Annotated in this window: 16 protein-coding genes and 1 pseudogene; 4 read left to right on the plus strand and 13 right to left on the minus strand. The window is 64.0% G+C overall.

Translation table 11 applies throughout. The features are described from left to right. Positions 1–25 precede the first annotated feature (25 nt). Positions 26–451, minus strand: coding sequence for a ribonuclease HI family protein (locus M9799_RS18305; protein ID WP_231043806.1), 426 nt, complete (start codon positions 449–451; stop codon positions 26–28). A gap of 237 nt (positions 452–688) precedes the next feature. On the opposite strand from M9799_RS18305, the gene M9799_RS18310 reads away from it, so the two are divergent. Beyond that, complete coding sequence (locus M9799_RS18310) at positions 689–1738, plus strand: SDR family oxidoreductase (protein ID WP_231043805.1); 1050 nt, start codon at positions 689–691, stop codon at positions 1736–1738. Between the two features lie 135 nt (positions 1739–1873). Here the strand turns inward: M9799_RS18310 and M9799_RS18315 are convergent, their stop codons facing one another. From M9799_RS18315 to M9799_RS18345, 7 genes and pseudogenes are all read right to left on the minus strand, one after another. After that, positions 1874–2161, minus strand: coding sequence for a hypothetical protein (locus M9799_RS18315; protein ID WP_231043804.1), 288 nt, complete (start codon positions 2159–2161; stop codon positions 1874–1876). Continuing rightward, a complete protein-coding gene (locus M9799_RS18320) occupies positions 2122–2802 on the minus strand; it encodes a hypothetical protein (RefSeq protein ID WP_231043803.1) in 681 nt (226 codons plus the stop codon). Before M9799_RS18320 ends, M9799_RS18315 begins: the two co-directional genes overlap by 40 nt. Before the next feature lie 623 nt (positions 2803–3425). Then, the gene (locus M9799_RS18325) at positions 3426–4658 is read right to left on the minus strand and encodes an acyl-CoA dehydrogenase family protein (RefSeq protein ID WP_231043802.1); all 1233 of its coding nucleotides are present in this window, start codon (positions 4656–4658) and stop codon (positions 3426–3428) included. Positions 4659–4906: 248 nt separating this feature from the next. Further along, positions 4907–7327 carry a zincin-like metallopeptidase domain-containing protein gene (locus M9799_RS18330; RefSeq protein WP_231043801.1) on the minus strand — a complete coding sequence of 807 codons (2421 nt, stop codon included), beginning with the start codon at positions 7325–7327 and terminating at the stop codon, positions 4907–4909. Positions 7328–7448: 121 nt separating this feature from the next. After that, a pseudogene (locus M9799_RS18335) lies at positions 7449–7652 on the minus strand (hypothetical protein); the annotation flags it as partial. A 149-nt stretch (positions 7653–7801) separates the two neighbouring features. After that, positions 7802–8362, minus strand: coding sequence for a conjugative transfer signal peptidase TraF (gene traF, locus M9799_RS18340; protein ID WP_231043799.1), 561 nt, complete (start codon positions 8360–8362; stop codon positions 7802–7804). Next, positions 8359–10329 (minus strand): type IV secretory system conjugative DNA transfer family protein, encoded by a 1971-nt coding sequence (locus tag M9799_RS18345; RefSeq protein WP_231043936.1) that lies wholly within the window; start codon positions 10327–10329, stop codon positions 8359–8361. The genes traF and M9799_RS18345 overlap by 4 nt, the downstream gene beginning before the upstream one ends. 289 nt (positions 10330–10618) lie before the next feature. On the opposite strand from M9799_RS18345, the gene M9799_RS18350 reads away from it, so the two are divergent. The 3 genes from M9799_RS18350 to M9799_RS18360 all read left to right on the plus strand — a co-directional run bounded on the left by M9799_RS18350 (position 10619) and on the right by M9799_RS18360 (position 13221). Then, on the plus strand, positions 10619–11344 hold the full coding sequence (locus tag M9799_RS18350; RefSeq protein ID WP_231043798.1) for a nucleotide-binding protein: 726 nt from the start codon (positions 10619–10621) through the stop codon (positions 11342–11344). After that, the gene (locus M9799_RS18355) at positions 11344–11790 is read left to right on the plus strand and encodes a conjugal transfer protein TraM (RefSeq protein ID WP_231043797.1); all 447 of its coding nucleotides are present in this window, start codon (positions 11344–11346) and stop codon (positions 11788–11790) included. The genes M9799_RS18350 and M9799_RS18355 overlap by 1 nt, the downstream gene beginning before the upstream one ends. A 102-nt stretch (positions 11791–11892) precedes the next feature. After that, positions 11893–13221, plus strand: a complete 1329-nt coding sequence (locus M9799_RS18360; protein WP_231043796.1) for an MFS transporter — start codon at positions 11893–11895, stop codon at positions 13219–13221. Positions 13222–13327: 106 nt separating this feature from the next. Here M9799_RS18360 and M9799_RS18365 read toward each other — a convergent pair whose 3' ends face one another. The 5 genes from M9799_RS18365 to M9799_RS18385 form a co-directional block, all read right to left on the minus strand. Beyond that, positions 13328–13714: a hypothetical protein gene (locus tag M9799_RS18365; RefSeq protein WP_231043795.1), complete on the minus strand. Its 387-nt coding sequence runs from the start codon at positions 13712–13714 to the stop codon at positions 13328–13330. 237 nt (positions 13715–13951) lie between these two features. Then, positions 13952–14554: a hypothetical protein gene (locus tag M9799_RS18370; protein ID WP_231043794.1), complete on the minus strand. Its 603-nt coding sequence runs from the start codon at positions 14552–14554 to the stop codon at positions 13952–13954. 3 nt (positions 14555–14557) lie between these two features. Then, positions 14558–15112, minus strand: a complete 555-nt coding sequence (locus tag M9799_RS18375) for a hypothetical protein (RefSeq protein WP_231043793.1) — start codon at positions 15110–15112, stop codon at positions 14558–14560. Between the two features lie 24 nt (positions 15113–15136). Next, a complete protein-coding gene (locus tag M9799_RS18380) occupies positions 15137–15715 on the minus strand; it encodes a two-partner secretion domain-containing protein (protein ID WP_231043792.1) in 579 nt (192 codons plus the stop codon). A gap of 9 nt (positions 15716–15724) precedes the next feature. Beyond that, positions 15725–17419: a ShlB/FhaC/HecB family hemolysin secretion/activation protein gene (locus M9799_RS18385; RefSeq protein WP_231043791.1), complete on the minus strand. Its 1695-nt coding sequence runs from the start codon at positions 17417–17419 to the stop codon at positions 15725–15727. Positions 17420–17497 lie beyond the last annotated feature (78 nt).

The raw sequence follows: 17497 nt of genomic DNA on the forward strand, positions 1-17497 counted from the left end.
GGGCCCCAAATAGTAAGCTTTTGTTTCAGGCCTGTCGATCGGCATTTGCCGGCAGCGCACCGGCGCGCGCCAGCGCATCGGCAACCGCATTCCTGTGGCGTGGAATCCATTGCACGCGCAGGCTGTCGAACAGTGGCACCAAAGCGCGCGCCTGGTCGTAGACGGCAGCCAGGCGCTCGATGCGCTTCGGACTTGGCCGGCCCAGTTGCTCGGCAAGGATGCTGCTGTCCGTATGCAGCAGCACCGCGCGCGCGCCCTGCGCATGCAGCCACTGCAGCATGTGGATCGCTGCCAGCGCCTCGGCTTCGTTGTTGCAGCCGGACCCCGCCAGCGCCTGGCTGAAGCTCCGGGAGCTGCCATCGGGCGCATGGGCTATGCCGCCAATGCACATCCGTCCCGGGTTGGGAAAGGCGCTGCCATCGATATACACCGTCCAGAGTCGCGCATCCATGCGGCAAGCTTAAACGCAAAAACCGGCATCCACAGCGCCGGTGGGCACGCGCTCGAAGCCGGTCGGCAAGGGTCCCGATGGCCGCTGTTTTCCTACAGGAGCGCGTCTGTCCAGAGACTACATTGGTTTTCAGCGCCGCCCTGCAAAGCCTTCCGGTCGCCGGCAGCGTCCCTCCACAACGAGCATGCTGCGCCCTGCAGCTTCCAGCTCCAGCCATTTTTTCAGGAAGAAACCGCCATGAAGAAAACCGACAAGAAATCCAATGCCCCCGCGGAAAAGAAGCTTGCCAAACCCAAGGGTTCCCAGAGCAAGCAGGAGACCGGAGCCGTAGAAAAGACCGTTGCCAAGCAAAAGGACATCCAGGCCAAGCAGGACGCTGCGGACAAGAAGCCCAAGAAAAGCAAGTCCTCCGCAGCAGCGCCAGGCCCGCACCGCGAGGAGCCCACCACGCCCATGAGCGGCCAGCACCTGGAAAAGCCCGGTCACGAAAGCCAGATGCAGCAACAGCCCCACTATGACGCCCCTGGCTACAAGGGCAGCGGCAAGCTTCAGGGCATGACGGCCTTCATCACCGGTGGCGACTCCGGCATCGGCCGTGCGGTGGCAGTGCTGTTCGCGCGAGAAGGCGCAAACGTGGCCATTGGCTACCTGAGTGAACATGAGGATGCCGAGAAGACCTGCGCGCTGATCGAAGCCGAAGGCGGCCAGAGCCTGGCGATCTCGGGCGACGTCAAGGACGCGCAGTTCTGCGCCCGGGCAGTGCAGCAAGTGGTGGACCGCTTTGGCGGCCTCAACATCCTGGTGAACAATGCCGCCTTCCAGGAGCATGCCGAGTCGCTCGAAGACCTGACCGAAGAGCGCATCGACGAAACCTTCCGCACCAATATCTTCGGCTACATGCACATGGCCAAGGCTGCGCTGCGGCATCTTTCCCGGGGCGACTGCATCATCAACACCGGCTCGGTCACCGGCCTGAGCGGCAGCAAGCAACTGCTCGACTACTCGGCCACCAAAGGCGCGATCCATGCCTTCACCAAGGCGCTGGCCTCCAACCTCGTGGACAAGGGCATCCGCGTCAACGCGGTGGCGCCCGGCCCGGTGTGGACCCCCCTCAATCCCGCAGACAAGAGCGGCGAGGATCTGGAGAAATTCGGCGAAAGCACCGACCTGGGCCGCGCTGCCCAGCCCGAGGAACTCTCGCCGGCCTATGTGTTCCTGGCCGCTCCCTCCTGCTCAAGCTACATCACCGGCATCGTGCTGCCGGTGACGGGCAGCGTCGGCGCCTAAGCGGCCGTTGGCACAGGCCCTTGGGGAGCCTGTGCTGCCTGCCTGAAACGCCTGTGTCTGCGGTTGCAGTTGCCTGCACGCCTGCGCGCCGCTGCAGCCCAGGCATGGTGCCGGCAGGTCCAAGGCGTCGGCGCTCTATTTCGCGGTGCCGTGGCCCGGCTCAGGTTGCCCTGAATAAGCTTTTGTCAAGCCCGGCTTGCATAGATCGGGAAACTTGTCACGCATGATGCCGGCGGCCATTTGATACTTCTTGTTTTCAAGCTTCTGTCTTGTGGCGATCGCCGACTCCAGCCACTTCATGCCAATGCAGTGGCCAGCGTCTTTCGATCTGCATCGCGCCATCTGCGCAGGGATCATCTCTGCCGGCAAGACGGTGATGCTTCTCATCGCATCGCCGTCGAGAATCTCGTAGAGGGCCAGCAACGATCTGATTTCGGCAGGGATTTTTTTCGCAGCGAAGCGGATTCAAGCTGCCTCTCGAACAAGGCTGTCAACGCCTGCAGATACCCATCGTCAACGGCCGTCAGATCGCTTGGCCGGGTCCCATCGAGCTTGTGGCTCTGAAGCAGGGCGCGATCGGCTGCGCTGACGTCGGCCAGCAGCAGGAGGAAGAATCTGCTCTGGCGCAGATATGCCAATGCCGCGGCTGCCATCCAGGGAGCTTTCTGTCCCGTGCTGGGATCCATGAACCCAGCAGCAATTTCCGTTTCCGCGCTCTCGAACGACAGATACTCCACGAAATCAGCGTATCGGGGCGAATCCATGATGCGGCGAATCAGGCCGATCTGTGCAGCTGTCAAGGTGTTTTGCATCCTTGCCATCCGCAGCTGGTCATCGGCCGTGAAAACAGTGAGCGCCTGCGGATCGGACGAACCAATACCCTGGAGAATGGCCTCTGCGAATGCGTCAAACCGTGCCTGCGCCGCCATTTCGCGGAACCTGGCGCACCTGTTGAGCACCAATGTCCGGTAGGCAAGCTCGCGCGCCATTGCCAGGTGCTGTATGCGATGCTCCAGTTTGGCGCGGGCCTGTGGAGAACCTAGAACGACATCGCGCAGGAACATTGGGATGTCTTGTGCATGAACGGTGCCGCAAAAAGCCAGCGTGGCAAACACTGCCACTGTGCAGTGAAGTTTCGAAAAAATCTTTCGCATACTGCTCCCCTTATGCCGGTTCGGGGGCAGCGGCGAAGCTGCTCACGGACCAGGAAAAAGGCTTCGGCATGAAGCCGGTAGCGGCGAATTACGGCCGGAACCTGTCACTTGTGGACGCACTGTGCCGAGTGTCGAAGCGGCTGCCCAAGAATCCCTTTAGCCGCTAAATTTCAGTGGTTCAGCGACTGCTTTGCGCTGTCGCTGCGCCGCAGCCTTCTGGCTGGTGCGGCATGACCGTGAACCCACCTTTTTCGGCGGCCTGCGACGTGCTCACCAGAATATGGCCTCTTCCACATGGCATGCGATGGCCGTGCTTTTCACCCCATTTTCAAGCCGTGTCTTGCCCTGGAAGCTTGCCTCATGCATGAAAGCAGCCGGGCCAGACCGCCTTGAAGTTTCATGCCAGCAGATCGATGCTGCCGCCGATCCCTGGAAACCACATGCAGGCGCAACCCCCCGCTTGCGGCCATCAAAAAACCCTCCATCCGGAGGGTTCGCAAGCCGGTAGTGCCAGCGCATCGCGCTGGCACGGGTCACTCCTGGCGGGCTGCCGCGCGCTTGGCGAGCTCAAGCTTGGCAATGGCGTTGCGGTGGACCTCATCGGGGCCATCGACGATGCGCACGGTGCGCTGGTGCGCATAGGCTTCGGCCAGCCAGAAGTCCTGGCTCACGCCGGCCGCGCCATGGGCCTGGATTGCCCAATCGACCACTTTGCACGACACGTTGGGCGCCACCACCTTGATCATGGCGATCTCGGCGCGCGCCTCCTTGTTGCCCACGGTATCCATCTTGTAGGCGGCGTTGAGCGTGAGCAGGCGTGCCTGATCGATCAGGCAGCGCGACTCGGCGATGCGCTCGTGCCAGATCGATTGCTCCGACAACGGACGGCCAAAGGCGACGCGCGCGTTCAATCGGTCGCACATCATCTCCAGCGCGCGCTCGGCGGCGCCAATCGAACGCATGCAATGGTGGATGCGGCCGGGGCCCAGGCGCCCCTGGGCAATCTCGAAGCCGCGGCCTTCGCCCAGCAGGATGTTTTCAGCCGGCACCCGCACGTTCTCCAGCAGCACTTCCATATGCCCATGGGGCGCATCGTCGTAGCCGAACACCGACAGGTGGCGCAGCACCGTGACCCCCGGAGTGTCACGCGGCACCAGCACCATCGACTGCTGCGCATGACGCGGCGCTTCGGGATCGGTCTTGCCCATGACGATGAGAATCTTGCAGTGCGGGCTGCCCACGCCCGAGGAGAACCACTTGCGGCCATTGATCACGTATTCGCCGCCCTCGCGCCGGATGGTGCATTCGATGTTGGTGGCATCCGACGAGGCAACGGCTGGCTCGGTCATCAGAAAGCCCGAGCGGATCTCGCCGCGCAGCAGCGGCTCGAGCCACTGCTCCTTCTGTGCCTCGGTGCCGTAGCGCTCGATGGTTTCCATGTTGCCGGTATCGGGCGCCGAGCAGTTGAAGACCTCACCCGACCACATCACGCGGCCCATCACCTCGCACAACGGCGCGTAGTCGAGATTGGAAATGCCGGGCACGCCGCGGTACTCGTGCGGCAGGAACATGTTCCACAGCCCTGCGGCGCGTGCCAGCGGCTTGAGCTCCTCGATCAACGGCGGCACCTGCCAGGCATTGCCCGCGCGGCGCAATCCCTCCATCTCACGCAGGTAGCGTTCCTCGTTTGGATAGATGTGCTCGTCAAAAAACGCGTTCAATCGCTGAAGCAGATCGCGGGTTTTCTCGGAGGGTTCTGCAAACATGGGTGTCCTTGTGAAGTGGCGGGCAGCTCGCCCGAGCCACCCGATGAAAATATTGGAGCACTGCCCCATGGCAAACGGCGTCACGCATGTGACGTGAATGCTCGCCAGCCCGTCGCGCGCAAACCGGATCCGGTGGCAGCAGCTCGCGCCACGCCGTCCCAAGGGGCAATGGCGCCGCCGCGCACAGCAGCGCAGTACGCCGCTGTGCGCTGACCTGGAAGGCTCGGTGCTGCCGAGCCATGCCGGCGTCAGCCCAGGCGCAGGCCGCTGCTCCGGGCCGCCGATTGCGCCTGTTGCTGCGCCACTGCCTGCAGGCTTTTCCTGGCCACTGCATCCTGTACCAACGTGCGCACCTGGCGGTCCAGCGCCTCCTTGCCCAGGACGCTGCGGTTGGCCAGGTCGTTGAAGCTGGTCGCCCGCTTCATCTGCTCCAGCGCGTCCACCTGCTCCTCGCTCAGGGCATCGCCCGTGCGCAGGTGCTCGCGGTACTTGAGCGGCGTGATGGGCGGCAGATGCGCCGGGTAGGTGTTCTCGCCCGCGGCAAAAATCGGCACCAGCACCGTGGCGCCCGTGCTTTTGGCAGCTTCATGGGCCTTGGCCTTGCCGGGGTTGATGCCCTGCGTGAGCTCCAGGTGGCGGTCATCGTCGGCGGCAATGACCACCGGCTTGTCCGGGAAGCGCGCATGCAGGGCCTTGGCCACGGCCGGCAGGTTGGCGGGCTCGAGCGCAGCCACGGTGGCAAAGCCCAGCGACTGCGACAGACTGCCCGCAGTGGCATACCCGGCGCCAATGACCAGCGCAGGCGCCTTCGCCAACGCGTCCAGCCCGCCCACCGCATGGAAACACCCCTCCTTGCGGCTTTTGGGCGCAAAGTGCTTGTTGCCGTTTGCCTCGATGGTCTGCATGGACCATTGCCGGCCCTGCACATCGATGACCGGCACGCAGGTGCGCCTGCCTTCGCGGTCGGTGAAGATCCCTGGCTGCGGGGCCAGGCCCTTGGCCTGCATGTAGGGCGTGGGGCGGGCCACGGGCTGCAGCTCGGTCAGCTGCTTGCGAACGCGTTCCGCCGCCTGCTCCTGGGCCTGCAGCCGGGCAGCGGTGCGCGCCTGCAGGCTTTCACTGGCCTCTGCCAGCAAGCGTTTCCTGTCATCACGCTCGAGCCTGTAACCTTTTGACTTCCACTGCATCTCGATGCCGGTGTCGAGATTCTTGATATAGCCGCTCGCGCGCTTGTCCAGGTGCCCGATATAGAAACCTCTGGTCTCGCCCTGCGCCCCACCCTCGACTGCGATCTCATGCTTCTTGCCATCCATCACCGGATGCTCGCCGCCCACCACACAGCCCATGGCGCGCAGCGCCTGGGCGAACTCTTCGTGCGGGCGCATGGCCGGGCTCTGCTCGTGGTCCACATTGCCGGGCTGCCAGCGCGCGAGTTTCTGCGCATCGCCGCGCGGGCCCACATACCAGGACTTGGCCATCGAATCCCACGCGGCACCCGCGGCCTTGGCCGCCTTGCGTTCTCCATAGGGCACGGCCAGATACTCGCGGCCGGGCTGCAGCTGGCGCTCCTGCCCGGCCGGCACAGGCCTGGGATGGCTCCAGCGCGAGAAAGCCGCGGTATCGACGCCCGCGGGCACGAACCAGGCCTGCGCCTGGCGGTGCCACTTGGCGCCCAGGGCTTTGGCCTCTTCCTTTTCTTCGAAAGGCACATGCAGGAAAGTGGCGCGCGGCGCCAAGGGGTCGCGCAGCGAAGCGGCTTCGGCTTTGACTGCCGCAGGCGCGGGCGCCTGCGCCTGCTGCGTAGCCTGCTGCTCCTGCTCCTGCTCCTGCTGCTCGAGCCCCAGCACATAATCCTGGATCTTCTCGGCATCTGCGGCCGCGCGGACGATTTCCAGCGGATCGTTGCGCAGCAGCATCATCCAGTTGTCCACATAGGCCGCGTGCTGGCCCGGATCGTGCCCGATGCCCAGTTCCTCCCCAAGCATCATGCTGGCAATCTCGGCACGCAGTTCCTCCCTGGCGTAGCCTTCGCTGCCGTAAGGATGCACCTGGTCGCGGTCCAGACGCGACGGGTGGCCGCTCCAGTGACCGAGTTCGTGCAGCGCAATCGCGTAGTACTGTGCGGGCGTGGCGAACTGCTCGCGCAGGGGTAGATGGATGCTGTCGGCGTCACTGTCGTAGAACGCGCGATTGCTCTCCTCATGCTGGATATCCGCGCCGGATGCCCGCAGGATCTGCTCGACGCGCTCGATGGGATGCCACTTCTGCGGCGGCAGCACCATCGGCGTCAGGCCGTCGATCTGCTCGGCATTGAAAAGCGTGGCGATGGATACATGCGGCCGTTCCTTGAGGATCATCTGCGCGGCTGCCGGGCCGGCTCTCTCGTCGAACTGCCAATACTGGACCGTGGTGCCGGTCTCTCCTGGGCGTACCTGGGCACCCAAGCCCTCGGCCTGCTTGTAGGTCATCCAGCGCGGGTCTGCATACCCCTTGCTCATCAACTGAACGGCATTGCAGCCCCTATAGCGCTTGCCCGTGCTGGGGTTGACGGGAAGAAAACTCGGTGGCTCACCGTCGCGCCAGGGCTTTTGCCAGGGTGCCGTGCCCGCCTCCAACTGGGTGATCAATCTCTCGGCCACGGTTTCATATAACGGCTTTTGCAATTCCATCTTTGTCTCCTGTTCATGGCTCTGCGGCCACATGGCGGATAAGGCAGATAGGGCAGATAAGGCAGGCATGGCGGTGGGCGTCGCGCCCTTGCGGGCGCAGCCCTCAGGGCTTGGCGTCCTTCATGTCGACGGCGCTGGCCAGCACATCCTCCAGGCTCAGTGCGTCTTCGACGAACGCGCCGGCGAACTCGGCTTCCTCTGGATCGAATTCCACACAGAATCCCGGAGTGAGCGCATCGAGGAATTTCTCGCGCACGATGGCGCGCAGCTCGTCAGCGGTTCTGCCGGTGGGCTCGAACGACAGAGGCTTCTTGTATTGGGTCATGACATTTGCTCCTTTGGGTAGTGATGGCGAAAATCGCCGGGGTTTGCAGATATGGCCTGGCAAGGCCCAGGCCTTATCTGCAAATACGTGGTGCCGCGCCGGATGGCGGCGCGGCGGTGGGAAATGGAAGTGGCTGTGCATGGCGGGCTTCAGCGGTGCTGCCAGGTCAGCAGCGGCACGATGACGCCTTCCACCTGTGCCAACGGCACCGGGCCGAAATAGCGCGCATCCCATGCCGTGCGGCGGGTGGACATCAACAGCACCTGGTCCGGGCCCAGGATATGGGTGCCTTGCGGGTAACGCGGCAGGCGCCGCCCGCCCTGGTCCATCGGCAATGCGGCGCTTGCGTCAAGCAGCCGCCCGTTGACGCGTACGCCCTCCATGGCAAAGCCCACCTCATCGCCTCCGGCGGCTGCCACCTGCTTCATCAAATAGCCATACCCGCCGGGGCAGAACCCCGCACCCAGATAGCCGCGCTGCAGCGCCAGCGCAAAGGCAGGCGTCTGCGCAGGGCAAAGCAGCACATGGGCGCCACGCGCCACAGGCATGCCGCTCATGCGGTATAGGCCCAATGGAATGCTGGGACTGGTATTGATGCGCAGCCCTGCCAGGCCGCAGGCCGCAGCCCCCAGCAGCAGCGCCATGGCTGCCAGGGCAATTGCGCGCGACAGGCGCCGCAGCCGCGGCATGCCTTGCCTGGGGGCGTTCACAGTGCCACCTCCTCGCCTGCCGCAAGCGCGCGTACCGGCCGCAGCACGTCGCTGGCCGCGGGTTCGGGCACGGCGGCGCGCGCGGCGAAGGTCGGGTCCTGGAAGAACAGCGGCTGGCGGCCATAGATGGCGGGAAAGCCTGCGACATAGACCACCATGTCGCCGGCCTCGGTGATCTGCCCCTGCGCGTCTTTCTTCGGCCCGGGCATGCGCAGGCACTCGTCGGGCGTGAGCAGCGGCCGCTGCGTCTCCTGCGTGGTGCGCGAAACCTGGCCCAGGATGGCGCTGGTGCGCCGGCCGCTGGTGGTGATCTGCTCCTTGGCCACCGTGGTCTGGCCGGTCAGCTTCGACAGGTGCTCGGCGGTTTCGATGCGATTGGGCGGATAGGCGTTCTGGATATGGCAGTTCGAGGTGATGGTTTCGTCGGGGCCATAGCCGGACTCCTTGCTCTTGAGCTGGTTCACGTCCTGGCAGATCAGGTAGAACTTGATGCCGTAGCTGGCGACGAAGGCCAGCGACTCCTGCAGGATCTCGAGCCGGCCGAGGCTGGGAAACTCGTCCAGCAGCCCCAGCAGCCGATGCTGATAAGCCTGGCGCGCGCGCACCATCGCCGTGGCCGGCGCGCGCCCGATGCGCCACCAGCGTCCGGGCGCCGCCACCTCCACGCGCTCGAATTCCATCTTGTCGGCCAGCAGCCGCACGATCATGTTGACCATGACCCGCACCAGCGGCCGCAGCCGCGCCTTGTCGCTGGGCTGCGTGACGATGTACAGGCTCACCGGGCTGCGGTGGTGCATCAGGTCCTTGATGCGGAACTGGGAGTGGCTGACATTGCGCGCCACCACCGGGTCGCGGTAGAGCGCCAGATAGGATTTGGCCGTGGACAGCACCGAACCGCCCTCCTCGTCCGGACGGTCCAGCATGTCGCGCCCCGCGCTGGCAACTGCCGGATGTGCCTTCCCCGCGCAATGTGGATAGCTGGTCATTTCCTGCCACAGCGCGCGCGTGTCCCGTGTGGGGTCGGCCAGCATGGCATCCACGGCGGGCAGGGTGGCCGGCGTGCCATCGGCGCGGGCCTTGTAGAGGACATGCAGGATCACGCCCACCAGCAGCGCCTGGCTGGTTTTCTGCCAATGGCTTTCGAGCCCCCTGCCGTCCGGGTCGACGATCAGCGTGGCAAGGTTCTGCACGTCGCCCACCTCGTATTCGGTGGCAATGCGGATTTCATCCAGCGGGTTCCAGCACAGCCCGGCGTCGGGCGAGGCCGGCTCGAAGCGGATCACCTTGTTATGCGCATGCTTTTGCCGCCAGCCCGCCGTCATGGCCCAAAGCTCACCCTTGAGATCGGTGACCACCGTGCTGTGCGGCCACGACAGCAGCGTCGGCACCACCAGCCCCACGCCCTTGCCCGAGCGCGTGGGCGCATAGGTCAGCACATGCTCGGGGCCGTTGTGGCGCAGATAATGCATGGCGCCGCGCGCATCGACCCAGGCGCCGACGTAGACGCCCTCACCGCTCCCACCAGGCAGGCCGCGCAGCCGCTCGCTCCAGCGGCGCGCGCCCGGCATCAGTCCCGCGCGCCGGATGTCGCGCGCATCGGCCCAGCGCGCCGAGCCATGCAGGTAGGCGCTGGGCCGGGCGGAGTTGGCCTGCAGCATGCGCATGACAGCCAGCGCCACCAGCGCGCCGCCCGCCAGCAAGATGCCCGCGCTGGCCGCGCGCAGGAAGACATCGGGATAGTGGCCATACCACTGCGCCGCCCACAGTACGATGCCCCACGGCGGATACAGCTGGCGCCAATGCGCACCCAGGGACGGGTGGTATTGCAGGTCATGGGCCAGGAATTGCGTGGCGGCCTGCACTCCGGCCAGCAGCGCCACCAGTGCCAGGAGCGGAACCACCTTGCCAGGGCGTGCCTGGCCTGCCCTGACCTGGGGCCCCACTGCGTTGTTGAAGCGATCTTTCATCATGAGCGGCCTTTGGACATGGCCCTTTGCGGGCTTTTGCAGGAGGCGGCGGACATGACCTGCACCCCGTCTGGGGCGGGAGTATAGCCACGCCAGTTCGTTATAACGAAATATTTCGGTGTCATGCCCGCGACATCGACAATGGATTTATCGTTTGTGCTGAATTTTTTAGCCGCTAAAAATTTCGCTATCAGAGGCAGCCCGGCAAAACCCGCAGATTCCGGTGATTTATCGCATATAACGAATAAAAGCACGGCACAATGCCAGCCACGATTTGCGGAGGACTGACATGGCCAAGGTGCATTGCGTGATGCAAGCCAAGGGAGGCACAGGCAAGTCGCTGGTGGCTGCGCTGCTGGCGCAGTTCCTCGCGCGCGGCGGCGCCGAGCCGCTATGCATCGACGTCGATCCGGTGAATGCAACACTCTCTGGCTACCGGGGCCTGGCGGTGCAGACGCTCCCATGGCATGCAAGCAATTTCTTCGATGCACGGGCATTTGACGCCATGCTGCAGCGCATTGCGCAGACATCCCGGAACGTGGTCGTGGACAGCAGCGCCAGCGCCTGCCTGCCCTTGCTGCATTACCTTGCCGGGCCCCGCGCGCGCGACCGGCTGGCGCGCATCTGCCACCGCTGGGTCGTGCATACGCTGGTGGCGGGCGGGCCGGCGTTCCTCGATACGCTGAACGGCTTTGCGCAACTGGCAGCGCGGTGGCCCGAAGCCACACGCTTCGTGCTGTGGCTGAACCCGTACTGGGGCGCGCTTTCGCACCAGGGCCAGGGAGTGGAAGCACTGCCCGCCTACCAGGAGCACCGGCGCCGCATACAAGCCTTGCTGCGCTTGCCGGCGCTGAACCCGGCAACCGACGGCCGCACCCTGGCCGGGCTGCTCCAGCAGCGTCTTACCTTCGACGAGGCCATGGCCATGCCGGAGCACGGCCTCCTGGAGCGCCAGCGCATGAAGCAGCTGCAGCGCGCGCTGTTTGCCCAACTCGACATGGCAATGGTGCGGTGATGGCGCATGCATTCACCCCCATCGAAACGCTGCTTGAAGAGCTGGCCGCGCAGAACCATGTCGCGCTGTCGCCCGACGATCCCATCCTGGTGCTGCACACCATCCACCGCCGCGTGCTGCAGGACGGCCTCGAAGCCCAGCAGGCCCAGCTCGACCAGTACCAGCAGGCCCTGGAAACCCTGAGCCTGCGCTGGAGCGCGGACGCGCGGGACAAGGCCGAGCGCAGCCTGAACGCGGCTTTGGCCGCGGCCCGCAATGCGCTGGCACAAGCGGTGCAAGACAGTGCCAGTGCCTCGGCCGACACCCTGCGTGCCGAGCTGGAGACCGCCCTGGAGCGCGTTGGCGCAACGCTGCAGCATGCGCATCGCATCGCGCTGCTGCAACTGTTGGCTGCGGGTATCACGCTCTGCGCTGCGGCGCTGGCTGGCTGGCGCCTGCTGGGCTGAATGGGCCCCTGCGCTTGCAGTCAGAGCGCGGTCGGCGATGATAGGCACCTTTGACCTCGCTGCCCGGCGCGTCCCAGACGCGCTCCAAGGCTGTGCCCTGTTATGCAATCTTCCGCGCCCTCTTCGTTCATCTCGGTGGAAGCCGGCCTGCAAAGCGCCGGCGTCGGCAAGTTCCAGTACCGGCTTTTCGTGATCTTCGGGCTGGTCTGGCTGGCCGATGCGATGCAGGTACTGTCGATCGGCTTCAGCGCCCCGTCCATTGCCAGGAGCTTCGGCATCACCCTGCCCGAAGCCCTCAGTACCGGGACGCTGTTCTTCATCGGCATGCTGGTCGGCGCCTTTGCCTTCGGCCGCCTTGCCGACCGCATCGGCCGGCGCCCGGTGCTGCTGCTGGCGGTGCTGCTCGACGCCTGCGCGGGCGTGGCCTCGGCCTTTGCGCCCGATCTGGCCTGGCTGCTGGTCCTGCGCTTTCTCACCGGCATCGGCGTGGGCGGCACGCTGCCCGTGGACTACACCATGATGGCCGAGTTCCTGCCCAGCCAGCGCCGCGGCCGCTGGCTGGTGATGCTCGAATCGTTCTGGGCGGTGGGTACGATCTTCCTGGCGATCCTGTCGCTGATTGCCGTTTCCTGGGGCAACGATGCCTGGCGGCTGATCTTCTTCGTGACCGGCATACCGGCGCTGATCGGCGTGGTGCTGCGCTTCTACATTCCCGAGTCGCCTTTGTTCCTCAACCGCAACGGCCGATCGGAGGAGGCGCGCGCGGTGCTGCAGCGCGTGGCAGACACCAACGGGAGCGGTGTATCGATTGGTGCGCTGCAGCCCGAGGCGCTGCAGCGGCGCTCGGCCTTTGCGCTGTTTTCCAGCGAATTGCGCCGCCGCAGCATCGGGTTGCTGCTGGCCTGGGCGCTGATCTCGATTGCCTACTACGGCGTCTTTGTCTATCTGCCGATTGAGCTTTCCGGCGCAGGCTTTGGCTTCATGCGTGGCCAGGAATTCCTGGTGGTGCTGGCGCTGGTGCAGCTGCCGGGCTTTGCGTTGTCCGCCTATGGCGTGGAGCGCTGGGGGCGCAAGCCCACGCTGATCGGCTTTTTGCTGCTCAGCGCCATTGGCTGCCTGCTCTACAGCTTGGGAACCAGCACGCCCGTGGTCGTTGGCTCGACGCTGCTGCTGAGCTTTGCGCTGCTGGGCACCTGGGGAGCACTATATGCCTTCACGCCCGAGGTCTACCCCACCAATCTGCGCGCCAGCGGCATGGGCCTGGCCGGCGCGGTTGCGCGCTTTGGTGGCCTGTTTGCACCGGCCATCATCGCGCCGATCATGACCACGCATTTCACGCTGTCGCTGTTCGTGCTGGCGGGCATGCTGGCGGCGGGAGCGGCGGCCATCTGGACGGTGGATATCGAGTCGCGCAACCGGGTGCTGGATTAGGCGTCAGCCTTCTTGGTTCCGGCGTAACACTGCGCCGCCAGCCTTGTACTAATTTCAGCGTCTGCGCTCTTTCATTCGCAGTGCAGACCTGGGATTTTTTCAGACTTCAACCTCGCTTCATTTTTTCTTCGCGAATGGCAGTCTTCCTATCCTTCTGCGCTTTGAATACCTCCTCTTCGCGACGGAATTCCAAAGAGTTCCCCATAAACCAATCGTCTTTGGAACGGGATACCATGTGCTCCAGAAAATCTTCAGGCCCTGCCAATACAACTCCCTCGCCAACATCACGTATCAATAGAAATTCACATATTTCATCATGATATGGAGTTATCAAAAACGACTCCAACCAAGCTCCATCCAGAATTTTGAATCCAGGAACACTTCTTTGTGGCCCGACCCCCCACAATGCCTGCGATATCCCATTCCAACCTGCATTAAAAACTCTTGCCTTGGAAGAATTTTTTTTCCATAATGAAAAATATGGAAAGTGCAAGCAATTTTTCAATTTCCTTTGTTTTGCAGTATCTAATCAAACTTACGACATCAGACCAGCCAAATCTACCTTCGCGCGAATAGCATACCTTCCAGCCTTTAGGCTCAAGCCAATCCAGCCGCACTTCATCAAATCCCCTGACACTCCCTTCAAGTTGATCCAAAATCCCCCTCTCAACCTTGTCAATCGCTTCTATCTCCAATAGCGGGAATTTCCGCACAACATCTATTTGATTTATCATTTCTGCCCCCTGCCAAAACGTATTTCTTGAATAGTTCTTTTCTTGTTGCCGTCTATAACAATTATTTGCATAGTCGGTGCGCCAGCGCTGCTCCCAGGCCTAATAACAACCTCTACGTAATCTGCCAGTTTTTCACGCTTTCCCAAGCCATAAGTAGTAGAAATATCTTCAACATTCTTTAGACCTAGCCGATCAAACACCCTTTGCATATCTTCAGGTGTTCCATTTTCATACGTACCAATCGAATTGCTGGATTTTTTCCGCTGTTCTGCCGTCGGCAGACTACCCATTGTTTCCTGCAGTCCGGAATTTATTGCCTTTTTTACTTCTCCAGGTGCAGCAAGCATGAGGAGGTCAACCTGCGGCTCAGGCATTGGCGTGGCGCCAACACCTTGCCCCTCAACTCCCCCGTTCATTTGATCACCACCAGTATGCGAGGGATAAATTGGCTTTTCCGCAGGAAACTCCGTCGACGAACCTCCCGCTACCGGATTGTCCAAATCATTGTTTCCCGTATGATTTGGCCCAATATCCGGCTGATTTCCGCCGGCATAACCAGGAAACTGATCCGCCAGGCTCTGTAATGGGCTGCCCGGCATATTTTATCCAGCAAACCACGCCAGCGCGCCTGCCGGCAAGGCGGACTCTACCATTGCCTTGCAGGATGGATTACCGATGCAGCGCTGCACGACCGCAACCTGGGCTGCAGATAATCCGCCAGGCCCCATACGCAACGCAACCTCAACTACCCGTCCCAGTGCCAGAAGAACAATATGATTGTTTGATGCCTCGTTGAATCCCGCCGCCCCTCCCTCCTTGCCTCCAATCGCAGCCCCAAGCCCTGCACCGGCACCCTGCACCAATGCCAGCTTGAAATCGAACGGCAAATCCAGTTTTGCGATTTCCTCGGCCAGCACCGGGGTGCCCAATGAGCTGGCGCCTGCTCCCAATGCTCCACCAAGGCCGGCGGTAAGCCCCCCGCCCAGGGCATGCATGCCGGTGCGCTTGATACCGCACTCGCCCCAATTCTTTGCCTCCTGGGTCAGACTGTCTTTTTCAGCGCCTTCCGCGCCAGCGGCACTTTGAAGCAGTTCGGCTTCTCTCTTGTTGGAATACTCGCCCGCCCACTTGCCTGCCTGTCTGCTTGCCTCCTGCATGGCGCCGTAGGAATCCCCCTGCCTTCAGGCTGGGGAGGAAGTCAAGAAGGACAGGCCGTCGATCACCAGGCCCGAGGGATTGGCAATGACCACATCGGCCCTTTGCCCGGCGACTTCCAGCGGCCCCATCAGCCGCGAGCTTGCCTGCGACTGGACCTCGTTGACGATCACCCGCGCGCTGCCCCGGGCCAGCCACTCGTTGCCCTGGAGCCTGCCGCCGATCTGGCTTTGCACCGGCGTGCGGCTGTTGTTGAGGATCGCGCCCTTAGCGCCGATGTCGAACTGCTGGTAGCGGTTGCGGCTAACGCCCGCGGCCGATGGTGTCTGGATATTGACCGTGGGCGTGCCGTTGGCGGAATTCAGCACCGTCGGGCGCTGGGAGCCGGGCGCCGAGCGCTCGGGAATGATCTGCGCCCCGCTCACGGGGATGCAAAGCGTCGGCGCCAGCGCCGCGGCCAGCCGCTTCAGGGCAAAGCCACGCGCGCGGGTACTGCGGGTACTGCCGGCGCGGGCATTCCCATGGCCGCCGACGCTTGTTTCCTGAACCGCCATGTGGATGCCCCGCGACCGATTGAAGATGACACGAAAAAGATGCCGGTCCATAGCACCTCCTCAGAAGCCATAAACGAGATTGAAAGCCAGGTGCGCATGCGCCGTCTGGAAATGCTCCGGCTTCCTGATCGGTGCGCCCACCAGCAGCTCATAGGAAAGGCCACGCCCCGTGCCGCGCAGTCCCAGCGCCGCGCCGGTCAACGGGCGCCCGGCCAGGTACTGCGCCGACGGCCCGCTGACCCGGCCGGTGTCCAGCGCCACGAAGGCTTCGGCGCCAACGGCAAGCGGCAGCGCGACCTCATTGCGCCAGTAGCGTCCGCGCTCGGCCAGCAGCGTGCTCTCGCCATCGAAGCCGCGCACCGTGTAGCGACCGCCGATGCCGATACGGTCCTGCGGCGTGAGCGGCGTGCCGTTCCACTGGGCATGCCAGGCCGTGGACCAGCGCAGGCGCGTGCCCGCCAGCGTGAAGGGCCGCGACAACGCCAGGTCGACGACATGGAGCTTCATGCGCGAGCTGCCTTCGCCCCAGGGCTCCTCGGGCGCGCGCAATGCGCCGAACGCGCCGGTGCCGCGCTTGAAGGCCAGACTGCCTTCGAATACCGCGGTGCCCAGATAGCTGCGCTGTGCCAGGCCCAGCTCGTAACCCGAGGTGCGCCGGCGTTGCACCTCGACTTCGGTGTCGTCGATGAAGTTGGAGGATGCGCGATGGAAGGCGCGCACGCTGGCGGTGGTGCGGGTGGTCGCGCTGCGGTGGATGATGCGGCCGATCCGGACATCGATCTGGCTGGATCTGCCGCTGTAGCGGTAGTCTTCGTAGGCACCCGCCACGGTCTGGTGATAGCGGTTGCTGGACGCCGTCAGGCCCAGCAGCCAGTAGTGCAGCGGCACCGAATAGTGCACCACCGCATTGCGCGTGCCGCGGCGCTCGCCGCCGCGCAGGCCGCGGCCCAGGCTCAGATAGGCCAGATCGTTGCGCTGGAGCGGGTTGTCCCAGGAAAGGGTGGCCGTGCCCTGGAGCCTGCCAGTCGACCGGGTCCCGCCATCGTCCAGCGCCAGCTGCATGCGCAGGGGCCTTGCCCTCCTGTAGCTGACCACCAGATCGCTTTGCCCGGGCAAGGCCTCCGGCCCCTCGCTGGGAACGATCTCGATATCGGCATCCGCGGTCGGCACGCGCTTGAGGTTTTCCAGCCCCTGCTCGATATCGCGCAACTGCAGCAGCGCGCCGGGGCGGGACGGCAGTGCGCCCAAGACCGAGGCATTTGCGGGACTGTCCGGGCTGAGGCGCACCTCGCGCAGCACGCCGGGAATGAACGCGATCTCCAGCACGCCGTCCTGCAGGTTCTGCGGCCCCACCAGCACGCGCGAGGTGATGAAACCGCGCTCCACCAGCGCATGCTGCATGCGCGCAAGGATGACCTGCACGCCCTGGGCGCCAATGCACGGCCTGCGTTGCAGATCCAGGCCCGCTGCAGTTTCGAGCCAGGGCAGCGCGCCGGACTGCGCGCCCGTGATGCGGATCGCGTGCAGCGCAAAGCACGGCGACTCGTTCTCGGGCAGCTCCAATGCCACTGGCGCAGCCGGCCCGGGCAGCGCATCGGCTTCGGGCAGCATGCGTTCGCGCAGCGCCTTGTCGCGTTCCTGCTGGCGCTGGATCTGCTGCTGCTCGAGCTGCTGCCCGGCTGTCGGCTGCGCATGGACCGCGCCGCCGGCGCACCAAGCCCATGCAAACAGGAAAATCGCGGGTCCTTTGCTCATCATGCCCAGCCCCTGAGTTGTGCTGGCCAGCTTATCTCCCGCATAGACCTTGCCTTGTAATCGACGATCCTGAATAGC

The organism is Comamonas endophytica (genome assembly GCF_023634805.2).
In the GTDB taxonomy this organism is placed as follows: Bacteria; Pseudomonadota; Gammaproteobacteria; order Burkholderiales; family Burkholderiaceae_C; genus Comamonas; species Comamonas endophytica.

Bases quoted from the DNA above. Each gene is read 5' to 3' on its own strand.
- M9799_RS18370 (WP_231043794.1), bottom strand. From the start codon at position 14,554: ATGCCGGGCAGCCCATTACAGAGCCTGGCGGATCAGTTTCCTGGTTAT.
- M9799_RS18350 (WP_231043798.1), top strand. From the start codon at position 10,619: ATGGCCAAGGTGCATTGCGTGATGCAAGCCAAGGGAGGCACAGGCAAG.
- M9799_RS18385 (WP_231043791.1), bottom strand. From the start codon at position 17,419: ATGAGCAAAGGACCCGCGATTTTCCTGTTTGCATGGGCTTGGTGCGCC.
- M9799_RS18360 (WP_231043796.1), top strand. From the start codon at position 11,893: ATGCAATCTTCCGCGCCCTCTTCGTTCATCTCGGTGGAAGCCGGCCTG.
- M9799_RS18380 (WP_231043792.1), bottom strand. From the start codon at position 15,715: ATGGACCGGCATCTTTTTCGTGTCATCTTCAATCGGTCGCGGGGCATC.
- M9799_RS18325 (WP_231043802.1), bottom strand. From the start codon at position 4,658: ATGTTTGCAGAACCCTCCGAGAAAACCCGCGATCTGCTTCAGCGATTG.
- M9799_RS18355 (WP_231043797.1), top strand. From the start codon at position 11,344: ATGGCGCATGCATTCACCCCCATCGAAACGCTGCTTGAAGAGCTGGCC.
- M9799_RS18310 (WP_231043805.1), top strand. From the start codon at position 689: ATGAAGAAAACCGACAAGAAATCCAATGCCCCCGCGGAAAAGAAGCTT.
- M9799_RS18345 (WP_231043936.1), bottom strand. From the start codon at position 10,329: ATGAAAGATCGCTTCAACAACGCAGTGGGGCCCCAGGTCAGGGCAGGC.
- M9799_RS18375 (WP_231043793.1), bottom strand. From the start codon at position 15,112: ATGCAGGAGGCAAGCAGACAGGCAGGCAAGTGGGCGGGCGAGTATTCC.
- M9799_RS18305 (WP_231043806.1), bottom strand. From the start codon at position 451: ATGGATGCGCGACTCTGGACGGTGTATATCGATGGCAGCGCCTTTCCC.
- M9799_RS18320 (WP_231043803.1), bottom strand. From the start codon at position 2,802: ATGTTCCTGCGCGATGTCGTTCTAGGTTCTCCACAGGCCCGCGCCAAA.
- M9799_RS18330 (WP_231043801.1), bottom strand. From the start codon at position 7,327: ATGGAATTGCAAAAGCCGTTATATGAAACCGTGGCCGAGAGATTGATC.